13 protein-coding genes and 6 pseudogenes are annotated in these 13,154 nt (G+C 34.1%); 5 read left to right on the top strand and 14 right to left on the bottom strand.

The window, feature by feature from the left end; genetic code table 11:
- Positions 1–33 precede the first annotated feature (33 nt).
- From AXI59_RS02010 to AXI59_RS20235, 11 genes and pseudogenes are all read right to left on the bottom strand, one after another.
- A complete protein-coding gene (locus AXI59_RS02010; RefSeq protein ID WP_061527239.1) occupies positions 34–429 on the bottom strand; it encodes a DsrE/DsrF/DrsH-like family protein in 396 nt (131 codons plus the stop codon).
- Positions 430–451: 22 nt separating this feature from the next.
- A complete protein-coding gene (locus AXI59_RS02005; RefSeq protein ID WP_061521512.1) occupies positions 452–1,009 on the bottom strand; it encodes a sulfurtransferase TusA family protein in 558 nt (185 codons plus the stop codon).
- A 64-nt stretch (positions 1,010–1,073) separates the two neighbouring features.
- A complete protein-coding gene (locus tag AXI59_RS02000; RefSeq protein WP_082791701.1) occupies positions 1,074–1,412 on the bottom strand; it encodes a rhodanese-like domain-containing protein in 339 nt (112 codons plus the stop codon).
- 46 nt (positions 1,413–1,458) lie between these two features.
- Positions 1,459–1,941, bottom strand: a complete 483-nt coding sequence (locus AXI59_RS01995; RefSeq protein ID WP_061527238.1) for a DsrE/DsrF/DrsH-like family protein — start codon at positions 1,939–1,941, stop codon at positions 1,459–1,461.
- A gap of 146 nt (positions 1,942–2,087) precedes the next feature.
- Complete coding sequence (locus tag AXI59_RS01990) at positions 2,088–2,348, bottom strand: metal-sensitive transcriptional regulator (protein WP_061521515.1); 261 nt, start codon at positions 2,346–2,348, stop codon at positions 2,088–2,090.
- A 583-nt stretch (positions 2,349–2,931) separates the two neighbouring features.
- Positions 2,932–3,516, bottom strand: coding sequence for a cupin domain-containing protein (locus AXI59_RS01985; RefSeq protein WP_061527237.1), 585 nt, complete (start codon positions 3,514–3,516; stop codon positions 2,932–2,934).
- Positions 3,517–3,910: 394 nt separating this feature from the next.
- Positions 3,911–4,258 (bottom strand): annotated as a pseudogene (locus AXI59_RS19050) (response regulator aspartate phosphatase); the annotation flags it as partial.
- A 45-nt stretch (positions 4,259–4,303) separates the two neighbouring features.
- Positions 4,304–4,673: pseudogene (locus AXI59_RS19045) on the bottom strand (cystatin-like fold lipoprotein).
- A 61-nt stretch (positions 4,674–4,734) separates the two neighbouring features.
- Positions 4,735–4,860 (bottom strand): annotated as a pseudogene (locus AXI59_RS20240) (hypothetical protein); the annotation flags it as partial.
- Between the two features lie 256 nt (positions 4,861–5,116).
- The gene (locus AXI59_RS01975; RefSeq protein WP_061527236.1) at positions 5,117–6,430 is read right to left on the bottom strand and encodes a bifunctional DedA family/phosphatase PAP2 family protein; all 1,314 of its coding nucleotides are present in this window, start codon (positions 6,428–6,430) and stop codon (positions 5,117–5,119) included.
- Positions 6,431–6,905: 475 nt separating this feature from the next.
- Positions 6,906–7,157: pseudogene (locus AXI59_RS20235) on the bottom strand (hypothetical protein); the annotation flags it as partial.
- A 34-nt stretch (positions 7,158–7,191) separates the two neighbouring features.
- Between AXI59_RS20235 and AXI59_RS19040 the strand changes: the two are divergent.
- Positions 7,192–7,592, top strand: a pseudogene (locus tag AXI59_RS19040) (tyrosine-type recombinase/integrase); the annotation flags it as partial.
- A gap of 490 nt (positions 7,593–8,082) precedes the next feature.
- Here the strand turns inward: AXI59_RS19040 and AXI59_RS20230 are convergent.
- The 3 genes and pseudogenes from AXI59_RS20230 to AXI59_RS19030 all read right to left on the bottom strand — a co-directional run bounded on the left by AXI59_RS20230 (position 8,083) and on the right by AXI59_RS19030 (position 9,390).
- Positions 8,083–8,604, bottom strand: coding sequence for an HNH endonuclease (locus AXI59_RS20230; RefSeq protein ID WP_240491473.1), 522 nt, complete (start codon positions 8,602–8,604; stop codon positions 8,083–8,085).
- Positions 8,605–8,731: 127 nt separating this feature from the next.
- On the bottom strand, positions 8,732–9,190 hold the full coding sequence (locus AXI59_RS01960) for a hypothetical protein (protein WP_061527235.1): 459 nt from the start codon (positions 9,188–9,190) through the stop codon (positions 8,732–8,734).
- Positions 9,187–9,390: pseudogene (locus AXI59_RS19030) on the bottom strand (helix-turn-helix transcriptional regulator). Before AXI59_RS19030 ends, AXI59_RS01960 begins: the two are co-directional and overlap by 4 nt.
- Before the next feature lie 329 nt (positions 9,391–9,719).
- Here AXI59_RS19030 and AXI59_RS01955 point away from each other — a divergent pair.
- The 4 genes from AXI59_RS01955 to AXI59_RS01940 all read left to right on the top strand — a co-directional run bounded on the left by AXI59_RS01955 (position 9,720) and on the right by AXI59_RS01940 (position 13,109).
- Positions 9,720–9,932 carry a hypothetical protein gene (locus AXI59_RS01955; protein ID WP_061521519.1) on the top strand — a complete coding sequence of 71 codons (213 nt, stop codon included), beginning with the start codon at positions 9,720–9,722 and terminating at the stop codon, positions 9,930–9,932.
- Positions 9,933–10,029: 97 nt separating this feature from the next.
- Positions 10,030–10,776, top strand: a complete 747-nt coding sequence (locus tag AXI59_RS01950; RefSeq protein WP_061521520.1) for an ABC transporter ATP-binding protein — start codon at positions 10,030–10,032, stop codon at positions 10,774–10,776.
- Positions 10,742–12,211, top strand: coding sequence for a hypothetical protein (locus AXI59_RS01945; RefSeq protein WP_082791700.1), 1,470 nt, complete (start codon positions 10,742–10,744; stop codon positions 12,209–12,211). The genes AXI59_RS01950 and AXI59_RS01945 overlap by 35 nt, the downstream gene beginning before the upstream one ends.
- Positions 12,201–13,109, top strand: a complete 909-nt coding sequence (locus AXI59_RS01940) for a PqqD family protein (protein WP_061521521.1) — start codon at positions 12,201–12,203, stop codon at positions 13,107–13,109. The genes AXI59_RS01945 and AXI59_RS01940 overlap by 11 nt, the downstream gene beginning before the upstream one ends.
- The last annotated feature ends 45 nt before the right edge of the window (positions 13,110–13,154 follow it).

Here is a 13,154-nt window from a genome sequence, read left to right as displayed (position 1 = left end):
ATGCCTCCTATATCAAAATCTTTTTAAGCAGGACTAAAATGTTAAGGATACATCAGCATCTTTAGCAAAATCTAAAAAGGTAACAGCCCCGCCTACTTCAATTCCTTCTACAAAATCATCTTTTGTTAAACCCATAACGTCCATCGTCATTTGACACCCAATAAATTTAACGCCCATTTCTTGTGCCATTTCAATTAACTCAGGAATAGAGGGCACATTTGCTTTCTTAAATCCTTCCGCAAAGTGTTCTTTTCCTTTCGGCATTTCTAAATGTTGATGTGCTTGCTTATGGATCAGATTTAATCCCTCGAATGTAAAAAAGATAGATACTTCTTGATCACTTGCTGCTGCGGCAGTTGCAATATTAAAAACTTTATAGGCATCAAATAGTCCACCATTTGCCGCAATAATTGCTACTCTTGTACTCATTTGTTCATCATCCTTTCCTTATTTATTCTATTTTGCCTGTCCAATCACGCATACCAGGGACAACATTAATTAACCTTTTAAAACCTTGTTTTTTCATGGTTTGGGCTGCCATTTCACTTCTTCTTCCCGAATGGCAAATAATATAAATTTCATCATCTTTGTTTAACTCATTAGAGCGCTTTTCTACTTCACCAAGAGGGATGTGGACCACACCCGGAATATGAGCTTCTTCATACTCCTCTACCTCTCGGACATCTAAAATGTTAAGAGGCTCGTCGCTTTCTACTTTCTGTTTGAAAGCTTCTAATGAAATCTCAAGAATTGCAGGTACGCTATCTGAGAAATTTTCTTCTCCTTTACGAAGAAAATGATGAAGTATTTCTCCCTCTGCTTCAGTACCTAGATATTCATGGCCTGTGCTTTTTGCCCATGCTTGCAGATCCGCTGTTGAACCTTTATCTGTTGCTTGAATTTCTAATACCTCACCAGCTTTTAAATCCTTCATTTTCTTCTTTGTTTTTACAATAGGCATTGGACATGCCAGGCCTTTAGCGTTTAATACAATATTTGCTTTCACCATTTTTTCCTCCTTTTCCAAATAGGGGTGGGGGTATATAAATATACAAAAAGCTACTCCCTAGGTGTTAATGCCATGTATTCATGCCACCTTTATTCAATACTTTACTTGCCTTTAAACTTCTCATTCCACTTTGACAGATAACAAAAACTTCTTTGTCTTTCGAAAGCTGATTAGTTTGATGAGGCAAGTTTGACAAGGGAATATTTTTGAACCCTTTAATACGCCTTGAACGAAACTCATAAGGTGTTCGTACATCTATAAACTGTTTGTCTTTATTTTTCAGCTCTGACTTTAAATCAGCAGTTGTTATTTGTTTAACACCTTGCATTGGTAAAAAACTTCGAAATACAATCCAAAGTATAAATAAAATGAGTAAGGTATTGATCATTACGCCACTATCCAAATTGTTGAATAACCTCCCTTCATTTATTCAATTTGCAATGGATATATTAGATAAATAAGTTGACATTGCCTTCTTCAGCATCTGCTAAATAAGCAGCTACACCAGCATAGTCGATATCATCTAATAGTTCTTTTTCCTGTAAACCAAGAAGATCCATTGTCATCGTACAAGCTACGAGCTTTACACCCTGATCTTGAGCCATCTCAATTAACTGAGGCAATGTAAGTGCATTATGCTTTTTTATTACATTTTTAATCATTTTAGGGCCCATACCTGCAAAGTTCATTTTAGATAAACCCATCTTATCAGCACCACGAGGCATCATCTTTCCAAACATTTTTTCAAGAAGTCCTTTTTTCACTGGAACCAGCTCTTCTTTACGCAAAGCATTTAATCCCCAGAAAGTGTGGAAGATAGTCACTTCATGATCGTAGGCAGCTGCACCATTTGCAATTATATAAGCTGCCATTGCTTTATCATAATCCCCACTAAATAAAACAATTGTTGTGCGTTTTGTTTGTCCTGTCATGTTTCTCCTCCTAATAACCAAATTACCCACGGGGGTATATCGAAGTCAAAAAAATTAAATACCAATCATCATACATATACCGGTATGGGTATACTATAATATATAAAAAAATTCGTCAACCTTAAAGATTTAGGTTGATAAATTTTTTATCGACTTTTTACCAATAAGTCGACTGCTTCTTTTACTAAGTTGGCTGTGTCTTCTCCCTGTTCCAAGCTTTCACGGACACAATGTTCAAGATTTGTGCCAACAATAACACCTAATGCTCTATCGATTGCATTGCGTGATGCTGCCAATTGAGTCACAACTTCTCTACAGTCTTTTCCTTGCTCCATCATAGTCAATACACCTTTAATTTGCCCCTCTATCCGGCGTAAGCGATTTTTAATTTTTTGATCATATTCCATATCGATGAAATCCTTTCTTTAATTTATTTCTACATTTACATGTTTCCAATTCATAACTGTTCACATGAATACCTTTGCGCTGAAAACGCACTCCTAGATTTAGTTCACCTATCATGTATGATGTGTATTTTATCACGTTGAATCTCTAAATAAAACGTTTTAGATACACAAATGGAATGTTTAAACTAAGATCATCTGAAAAATTGGGTACATCATTATAATGACGAATATCCGAAACAATAATATACCCCAAAGGGTATAAAGTCAAGTGTGAAAGTTTATTCCTTTGAGTTGATAGATCGATTTCAATTTCTAATGACTGTAAATACAATCACTTTTCATCGGTGCCAAGTCTGCTAAAAATAACTTCAATAAAGAAACAAGCCGATTATATTTTAAATCGACTTTGTTCAATCAATTACTTTACAATTAACACAGGACAGCACATTTGCTTAGAACTTTGCGGCATACGCTGCACAGCACCACTCTTGTAAAGAATTCAATCCTCTGCTGCCTACATTGATTTTCATTTGCCTAAGATCCTAGTTCTCCGTGTTTCAAACTATGCGGGATTCCAGAGTGCTCAAACTTCTGCAGAATACCTATGCTCATCTTCCGCAGCCGCTGCATCTGCTTTGGTCACATGAACCGTACCAAATGGATGATTAGGAGGAGCATAAATTGAGTATAGTTTTAACGGCATATTACCTGTATTAATCAGATTGTGCCAAGTGCCAGCAGGTACAAAAATGGCATAATCATCATAGACATTTCTTTGGAAATTTAAATTATCTTTACTCTTGCCCATTTTAATTATCCCTCGGCCTTGCTCAATCCGTAAGAATTGATCGACGTTAGGATGAATTTCCAAACCAATATCTTCTCCAATACCAAGACTCATCAAAGTAACTTGCAAATGTTTTCCTGTCCATAAAGCAGTACGGAACGTATTGTTTTGTTTTGTTGCTTTATTGATATTTACAACAAATGGTTTGGGTCCATAATCTTTCAAGAGAAGGTTTCTATGTTCGTATGAAGAGTGTAAATAATTAAATCTGTTTGCATGCTCCGCGTCATTTGGGATAGTCCAATAAACAGATCTTCCATCGTTATACATCGGTACATTCACATAATAATAACATTGATGCGAAAAAGGTATATAGTACATTTTTTGATCCCCACAATTTTAAATTTTCATGATATAATCATATGCTTTTTTTTATGGGAATGTGCCACATTAAGGAATTTCATTTAAAGGAAACGGTATTTAGCCTAAAACACATAACTTCTTAATAAAGAGAAACAGTTATATCGGTGTATTTCATCGGTACTCTAAAGAATTTAACCATTTCTAATACACACAAAAAAAGAAGGGGGCTATATCCCCTTCCTCTTTATGGGCACCAACTCGATCTGCGGCAATTTTGAAACCACCATTTGAAGCGCTGTCTTCAACTATAAAGTGAGTAAATGTTAAGATGCTACTTAACACCATTACTGTCAATAGAATTCGGCTGATCTTCATTTATAATCTCTCCGTTCTTTATTTTTCGTCTTGCCAAATAATAGTATTCCAGCATTCCTGTCAATTGCCCCTGCTCTTCTATTTCCTTTATTGTTTCATATGCACTATTTAGATCATCAATTTTCTTCGATTCCATATAACTTAACATTATCTCATGTCTAAATTCTAACAATTGATAATACAACAAAGCATCTTGATTTTCTTCCATATCTATTAATTCTTATTCTACTTCTTTTCTTATTTGCTCAGCCTGTTCAACCTGATCATTTTTTATCAGGGTATACCAAGCATTTAATTTTTTGGTTACTAGATCGTATGGGATTTTATTTTCATCTAAAAGTATTTGATGCAAGAAAATTCCTCCAATACATAATTGTACGAACATTTACATTAATTGTATTATGGCAGATTGAAGTTATATTGACAAAGTTTAAACACAAAAAGGTACGATTTTATAATCTGGCGTTTTCTTATACAACCCTAAGCGATCCTGTTCCCCATCGACCGGCATATACATCATTTCTTCATAAGAATCGCCAAGCTTTTCATAATATGAAAATGCAGTGAGCTTTCTATAATTATCATCTGGCATATAAAACGCAAGCTGAATATACTTTCCGCTATTATATACACGAATTACAGAATTCTCTCTCTTGTACTCATCCGAATCTATATTCGTTTCTTTCCTAGTTTCTTCTCCTGTTTTATCACACCATTAATCGCTTCATCATATTTATTTCCGCCGCAAGCAGTCATCGAAACATGGCGGAAATACCAAGGAAAATAAAAAGCTTTTTCAAAATAAACATTACCCCTTTTTCAACATTTGGTATAATCAAACAATTTATCATTTTCCAACTGTTATCTATTTCCTTTTACCTGAACATTGTCAACTAACCATTTGTTCTCTTTTTTTATTGTCGTTTGAACGATTAACACTTGATCAGTTGTTACAGAATTTGTGGTTGTAGCGATCTCAAAAATGTTTTACACCTTTTAAATTTCATTCTTTCCTTCAGCTTGTGATTCATTTGGTTTACAAAAGCCCGTTCCTAAAGTAAGTTTTAGTTTCAGCAAAATAATAATACCGGCTGGTAAAGCCGGCACCGAACGAATTTGAACTTAAAGAGGTGTGATGATTTGTGTTTTATTATGGACAAATGATAAGCTTTATTGCTTTATTCTTATCGTTTATTCTTCCTTACGATGAATTTATTTGTAATTTTGGTCTTTTGTGGTTTATTTAAAAATTTATCAACCGAGTTTTTTTCTTTAGTAATTTTGAAAAACGAAAAAGTTCCATTACTAAAATGTTTAAGCTTAGCCAAACACCGCCAAAGATATATCCCGACACTACATCGCTCGGATATTGTATCTTAAAGTATATCCGACTTAGTCCAACTAAAACTAGAATCAAAGAAACAATAATAAAAGTGAATGTCTGTAACCATGCCATCTTTAAGTGTCGAACCAATAGGAAGGCAGAAAAACCATAAAGAATAAAGGCCGTTAATGTCTGTTCACTAGGAAAAGGATACAGAATATTTTTAGTTAATTCAGCATGGACTGGGTGCAATTGGTAAAATATTCGTCGAATTCCTTCCTCAAAAGCTTCCCCACCAACAGAAACGATAAGTAAGAAAGATACTTCTATGACTCGATCTTTTCCCCTAAACATAATCCATAAGAAAGTTAAAATGATAAGTGGAAGTAGTACCCTTGGAGATGCAAGTAAACTGAACGTATTCATCCATGGTGCCCACTGCTCATTAAAAAGCAAAGGAATCAATGTTAAAACCAGTGTATCAAATGGCTTAAACTCATTATTTAAGTAATCTTGAGTTAACCCTCCCATAATTACGACAAACCCTAAAAATAGAACTACTATCCCTACAATTAGTATTCTAAGCCGTCGAAGAGAACGAAATCTTTGTACCCCCCTGCCCAAAAAAGCTAAAATAAATTCTTTAATTTGCTTTTTATAATTTCTGTAGACGTAGAATATCGCAAAAATGATGGCTACAATAATACTTCCGATCAAAAAATATCTCTTAATTGTATTGTCGAATTGATGCCATTGCGGACCTAATATATTTCCTAAAGAAATAAAAATCCCTGTCCACAAAAAAGCACCAATGAACGCATAAACTGCATATAATCGAAAAGAAATTTGAGTAACCCCTGAAAAATAGCCAGTTATATGGCGTACACCAGGAATAAAACATGAAATTAATAAAAGTTTATTCCCAAACTTTTCAAACCAAAATGAAATTTTATCTAATCTATCTGGCCCCATATGAATCCGGTGACCGTACTTATGAAAAAATGTAGGGCCTAATTTATAACCAATCCAATAAGAGATGGTCATTCCAACACTGCCTCCCACACCCGCAGCGATTATACTTATAATCCAGTCTAACCTTCCTTGAAATATTAAATGGCCTGCATAACCCATAATAAATTCTCCCGGCAAAGGAAGAGCAATGAGTTCTAACATAAGAGAAAAAAATAAAACCACATATCCATGTTGTTCCATCAAATTGATTAAAAACTGCATTTTCTCCCCTACTTTTTCTCGATTTTCGAATGATTAGCACATAAAGTTTACATCACCTATAATTATTGTTACAAATTAGTCAGTACGTATACGATGTAATTAAAAAGAATTCCTGTATTCATTCTTCTATCGCCTTAATTAAGTAATAGCCATGAGATTTCAATTGGTTTTAAATTTTATTTACCTTTATTGGCAAATACGTTTTTATGTGCCCCATCAATTTCATCATAAATGTGGAAAGTTAAATAAGGGAGTAGGAAAACTTGGTCTACTTCTTAATAGTTTCTTTCCACTTTACCTCTCCATACTCCGGGGGTGTATTCTTAAGCCGCTCGTTTTCACCTGTCATCGACATATCTTGATACTTATTCCCTAATTTTAGTGAATGATGTGAGTTCACGGGAAAAGTTTTTTGGCAGATAAAATGCAATCTGAATATATTTACCCCCATCAAATCCTTTGGTCAAAGCACCTTTTATCCATTTCCTTTTACCTGAACATTGTCAACTAACCATTTGTTCTTTTCTTTCTTCATCTTCGTTTGGACTATCAGCACTTGCTGGCTGGTTACAGAGTTTGCGGTAGTTGACACCTCTACAATGTTTAAAAACAACTCATTTGAATCATCGATCGGCTTTGAATAGCTTTCCAAAGAACGTAATTTGCTTTGTACACTAATAGAATGCTTTTGATCAGATCGGGACGGGAAGGCATAATCAAAGCCTCGAAAACCAGCTACATATATAAAGGGTGAATTTATTGTTAATGAACTAAAAACGAGGAATAGTATCCGGCGCATAAGTATTAACCAAAAATAATTTGGCTTGCTTGAACATTGGAAAAAGCATCAAAAAGAGTTATTCAACTCATTAAAGATTCCACATTCAGCAAAAACTTATGTATCTCAATATAAAGATAAACCATCATCAAAGGATATTTTCAGCCGAAAAATAATATATTTCTGCAAAGATACTGAAATAGAACCAATCAGACTACATGATTTTCGACATTCACACGCCTCCCTTTTAATAAACCAAGGGGGAGATTACATTACAATAAAGGAACGCTTAGGACATGCTTCAGCGAGAACAACGATTAACGTATACGGACATTTATATCCAAACAAAAAGAAATGGCAGATAAATTAGATAACTTACTTTAAGTTAGTGGAGACTTTAACATCTTTTTTCGAAAGACACAAAAAATACCAAGGTACTCAAAACCCTTGGTATCATTGATGCGGCCGAGTGAACTTGAACCTCCACGGGTTATTCACCCACTAGGCCCTCAACATTGTAAATCCGTATCATTGGTTATGAAAGCTTATTTTCATTACACTTTCTAACTCCACATTACATCATTTCTATAAGTTTGTATGAATTATGGTTAATAATTGGTGAGCAAAAACTCCCTTACTTCCTACTTCACCAACTCTCATTATGTTCAAATGATATGCATTTAAGTTGTTAATTTTTCAGGAGTAAAAATGGAGTAGCAATCCGATTTAACAATGGTTGGCTTTTATCTATTATCGTTAATAATTTCTACTAACTCCTCAACCGTGAAAGCTGGTTTTTTCTTATGCAACATAGCATGACAATTTGGACAAACTGGACGTAAATCGTTGATCGGGTCAATTTCGTACTCCTTGCCTATCTGATTAACTCAATTATATGATGTACGTGAATAAAGCCTATACCCAATTCTCCGAATACCTTTTCAAAATCAAACCCACAAATGACACAACTAAAACCATAATGCTCTAAACACTTTTTCCTCGCCATGGGATTTCTCTCATAGACATTGACTGAGACCTTTTTTGTGGCTCCTTCTATATACCTTGTTGGGTTATCAATTTCTTCAGCCATTTGATTATGTCGGATTTCTTTTTCATCATTAAATTCCCAAATAATTTTGACTGGCTTAGTGTCATGAAATTCTTTTACCCTGGCATTTCCTTGGTAAGTAAAGAGGGGATTATTACTATCTTCACGTGTAAAAATATAAATATTCCCTTTGGGTTTTAACATAGACTGAATAGAAGCATTTTGTAATGAATGACTATTCTTACCAAACCATTGAAGGTCATCTCCGATAAATTTATTATCGTAATCATGCCCCGTTCTTCCGGCTGAACTTATATTAACAAAGATAAATACATCATTATTAAACATAGTATACCCCGTGTTCCAATTCCCGCCCTGTTTACCCTGATGGCAAGTTATTCCCTAGTCCCCTTATCATCACTTACAAAAGCCTATTAGTAATGTATATAGATTTTTCACGTCGGTTTATTTGGCTCTATCTGTTCTTTCTAAATGAAAACATATAGGCCAGATGTTGTACTATAATAAGTACGAAGATGATTACGATCGGAAAATATGGGATTGAAACTTGAATAAACGGATAAAAGATAAATAAGAGGGCAGCACATGGCATAGCAAAATACAATACAATATAAGAAGTTCTACATGCTTTAGCAGTAATCATCTGCTCCCGTTCATCTTGTTCTTTAAATTCATCCGGCATGAGAAGAAGGCTTTGCTTACCAGAGCCTCTCTTTTTTTCAAGAAAAGTATAAATCACCAAAACAAACACAAACAGAAGAATTGGAATAATATTAAATTCAATTTGCAGTTCTGATGTATTTTCTTTAAGGCTCCTGACAATTTGTTCAGATGTTTCAAAAAGCTTGGTAAAAGTCCAGCAAGCTAGCCCAAAAAGTAGGATGTGCAATAGGGTTCTCAATTTCATATTCATAGATTATCCTCCTCTAACCAAAAAACACTTTCCATTTTCAGTTGAAACTCCGCACAAATTTTCAGTGCTAATAGGAGCGACGGTATGTAATCTCCCTTTTCAATTGCTGCAACTGTTTGTCTTGTTACTCCAATTGCTTTTGCAAGATTTTCTTATGAATATCCAAATCTTGCTCTGAGCTCTCTTACCCTGTTATTCATCCGACCACCTACAACTCTCCATTTGTATAGTATATTTGGCATATTGTTAGTTAAGATTAACATAATGTTAATTCACTTTTACATTATAATCAATACCTTTCGATCTAGGAATTTTGGATTTCATAATATAAAATCCTAAATAACATAAAATATTAACCGAAACAGGATGTAAAAAAGACCTTCTTCTAAATAGGTCTAATTTCCTATTTTTGATTTTCATTATTAGATTATAGTTCAAATGAAATGTTAACAAATAGGAGAATTCATAGATTTCAGTAAAAAATTAGGTGTGGTACAATTTGATTACTGAATAGAAAGGAGGAGGAAAAATGACATATGCATCTCCACAAGTTGATTATTCTGTCAATCCGATGATCGAAGATCAAGCTTGGTTCTTAGTATTTAGTGCTGTACTATTGGCATTAGGAGCTACAGTTGTTCTTGGATCCGCTGTTTGGTGTATAGCTCACGGACATGGTGCATTCTCAGGGCACGTCAAATGGAACGATGGTATAGATATCGGCATTGAATGTAAGAATTAGCAATACATTTGTTTCTTTTTAAATGAAGAGAAGGGTTAACCGCCCGTGGAGGGCGGTTAAGCCTTCCTATTAAGCTATTATTACCCTGGAGGCAATTATGTTTACAATTCATCAACTATCTAAAAAATATAAAAATAATGTGACTGCCGTTAGTGGGTTTGATATAGAAATTGAAAAAAATCAAATTGTCTCAATTGTTGGCCCGAACGGTTCCGGGAAGACTTCTATCATTAATTCAATTCTGGGAATCATCGCCCCTAGTGAAGGAACTATTCTTTTGGATAATCTGTCGAACAAAACGGCTGAGTTTAAACAAAAGCTAGCTTATGTTCCTGATGACCTACTATTGCCAGAAGCCCTTTCAGCTACAGAGTATTTTGATTTTGTTTCTTCAATGTATAATTGTACATCAAAACAAAAAAGGAAACAATTAATCGAACTCTTTAATATGGAAGAGGCATTAAATGAGCCAATTGAAACATACTCTCACGGGATGAAAAAAAAGACACAGCTGATTTCGGCTTTTATGCTAGAAAGCGAATTCATTATCATGGATGAACCTTTTCGGGGCCTTGATATTGAAGCAGTCATTAATACAAAAAAATTGATGAAACGCTATAAAGCAACTCAAGGGACGATTCTGCTTTCAACTCACGATATGCTTTCTGCTGAAGAATTGTGCGATAAAATCGCAATTCTTTCTAAAGGAATCAAAACAGATGAAGGAAAGGTTGAAGAATTGAAGCTCAAATATAATAGCAATTCATTAGAAGAAGTGTTTTTAAAAGCTTCCATGCTGAGTGATAGGGGTGCACATTTTGATCAAATCATTCGAAATTTCTAAGATAATGCTAAAAATGTGGCAGAAGGAAATACACAAATTGTTAAATACAGGTACAAAAAAAGGGTTAGCCATTTTGTGTTTACTTTTGGCCATTAGCATGGGGGCAATTATAGGGTACAGTTTTACAGGTATATTTCTAAGTTTATTTTTAAATGGCGATGTTCATTCATTAGGATTGTTCGTAGTAGCAATGTTTATGAATACATCAATTTTTACATTTGTATTCTTTATTTTATTTAAGGTACGGACACCGGAACATCACAGCTTTTCAATGCAGTTAAGCTGGCTCCCTCTTACCGTTTTCCAGAGAAGCCTTGGCTATTATATTCCATTTGCAGGAGCAGTTGCATCCCTTGTCTTATTTATAATTTTCATTTTGCTTATTCCGAATTTTATTGCAAGTGGCGTAGGCATCAGGTTTGTGTTCAGTTTTTTTGTAATACTTTTTGTACAAATCATTTTTTTCTTTTCCCTTTTAAACCTTGTTTATAACCTGGTCTATTTTATAATTTTGAAATTTGGTTTCCCGTTACAAAAATTTTTTTCAATCTTTGCAGTTGTTGTTTTAGCAACATTTTACGGTATCACCTTTTTTAATATAACAAAAATTCAACATGCCTATTTAACTTTTGATTACAATATGACTTATTTTACAGCACCATTATTTCTTTTTCTAAATGGCCAGAAACCAGACGTCAGTTATTTAATTGTCATACTTGTCCTTATTGGTACAGTAGTGGCATCTTTTCTGTCTCTGAACTTTGTACCAATACTCACCGAAAAAAAGGCATCTAAACTGTTTTCGTTTATCAAAATGCCATATTCAAAACCATTGTCCCTAATGGTGAAAGAAATAAAATCACAAGCCAGAAATGAAGAAAATATTTTAAACTTTATTTTCTTGCTTTTGGTCTTATGCTTTTTAAAATATAGGTTTCAAATCAGTTTTTCAGGCGAGAGTTACCTTGTGTTAGGCGGTGTTACAGGAATGGTTGCATTTAATTCTTTTGGAAACGACCAACGGATGATGCCAGTGTATAGAGCCCTTCATTTGAAAATGACAACCGTTTTATGGTCGAAATATTTTGGTTTATGTACGTTAGGGATTTTGCAACTTTGTCTGTTCTCTTTACTAACCTCGACTTTTCCCGAAAGCTTACTTGTTTTTTTAAAGACACTTGTCGTCCTTCTTAATTCGATTGCAGTGTTCTATTTAGCGGGAATCATATTTCCACTTGATCGAAACAATCCTTATATGGGAATTTTTTCATTTGGAATGCTGTTTCTCATTTTAATTCCGTTGTTTTTTATAGGAAATTATGTTGTTAGTGAAATAACGAAGCAAGGCTTGCTTCTTTTTATTTCTTTACTGGAAATACTGTTATTCTTACTATTGTACGTGGGATTTAAATGGAGGTACTATTATGATTATTAATATGCTTAAATATTTTTTTGCAGTCAAAAAAATCCCCTACTTTCCGGAGAATGTTACGCTTAATAAAAAGCATATTATGGATCATGACCTTGATACAAAGTTCCCTATAAATTTGACAGCCTTTCATATGCTGAAAGAAATTGACGGAAAAAAAGATGAGCAAGATATAGTATCGGGCATTTCCGAAATCTTTAATATTAGCGAATCGGTATTATTAAAAGATTTAAATGAATTATTGACTGGACTAAACCGCCGCTATTTGATCAATTGGAAATATGGGGAACATCCGTCTTTTTCAGCATTTCTCTATCGATTTTTATCCCAATATCACATTCATTATAGAGAAAGGTTTTCAAACCAGTCGGATTCATTTTTGTCTTTATACATTAACTTTTTTCATGTTATTTCGAGGAAAATTATTTTATTTTGGCTACTTTTTCTAATGCTTTCTGTTGTGTCATTCATTGCTATCCCAAATGCTTCGATTATCAATATAGCGATTTACTTTTCTGTTATTTATTTTGGGTTGATCACAGGAACTACTCTACATGAAGTTATACATGGATTGGTTCACCGAAAATTTGTAGGAAAACACGGACCAAAAGGGTATTTAGCGGCTGATATAATGTCCGTCAAATTTTTAAGACCAGTCATTTCTCCGTACAATAAAAAAATGGTGCTGATTACCCTTTTAGGCCCGCTCGTTCCAGGGATATTAGGAGTAGTCGGTGTACTATTTACAATCTTTTTTCTACATGAAAATATGTTTTCTGTAGGCATCTTGCTGTTCTTTTCCACTTATACTCTACATATGATTTATTTGCTCCCGTTTTTGGGTGACGGCAAATCGATTATAAAACAGTTGATGTTCAGAGGAATTGGAGGTAAATCATTATGAATGTAAATAATTTAAAGCAAGGATTAATATTTGCCAGTTTCTCAA

Source organism: Bacillus nakamurai (assembly GCF_001584325.1).
Classification (GTDB): domain Bacteria; phylum Bacillota; class Bacilli; order Bacillales; family Bacillaceae; genus Bacillus; species Bacillus nakamurai.
The sequence above is the reverse complement of the archived record's forward strand: the minus strand, read 5'-3'. Positions and strand labels throughout refer to the sequence as shown.

Excerpts from the sequence above, each read along its gene's own strand:
- AXI59_RS20230 (WP_240491473.1), bottom strand. The coding sequence starts at position 8,604 with ATGTTTAATAATGATGTATTTATCTTTGTTAATATAAGTTCAGCCGGA.
- AXI59_RS01995 (WP_061527238.1), bottom strand. The coding sequence starts at position 1,941 with ATGACAGGACAAACAAAACGCACAACAATTGTTTTATTTAGTGGGGAT.
- AXI59_RS01950 (WP_061521520.1), top strand. The coding sequence starts at position 10,030 with ATGTTTACAATTCATCAACTATCTAAAAAATATAAAAATAATGTGACT.
- AXI59_RS01960 (WP_061527235.1), bottom strand. The coding sequence starts at position 9,190 with ATGAATATGAAATTGAGAACCCTATTGCACATCCTACTTTTTGGGCTA.
- AXI59_RS02005 (WP_061521512.1), bottom strand. The coding sequence starts at position 1,009 with ATGGTGAAAGCAAATATTGTATTAAACGCTAAAGGCCTGGCATGTCCA.
- AXI59_RS01975 (WP_061527236.1), bottom strand. The coding sequence starts at position 6,430 with ATGCAGTTTTTAATCAATTTGATGGAACAACATGGATATGTGGTTTTA.
- AXI59_RS01990 (WP_061521515.1), bottom strand. The coding sequence starts at position 2,348 with ATGGAATATGATCAAAAAATTAAAAATCGCTTACGCCGGATAGAGGGG.
- AXI59_RS01985 (WP_061527237.1), bottom strand. The coding sequence starts at position 3,516 with ATGTACTATATACCTTTTTCGCATCAATGTTATTATTATGTGAATGTA.
- AXI59_RS01955 (WP_061521519.1), top strand. The coding sequence starts at position 9,720 with ATGACATATGCATCTCCACAAGTTGATTATTCTGTCAATCCGATGATC.
- AXI59_RS01940 (WP_061521521.1), top strand. The coding sequence starts at position 12,201 with ATGATTATTAATATGCTTAAATATTTTTTTGCAGTCAAAAAAATCCCC.
- AXI59_RS02010 (WP_061527239.1), bottom strand. The coding sequence starts at position 429 with ATGAGTACAAGAGTAGCAATTATTGCGGCAAATGGTGGACTATTTGAT.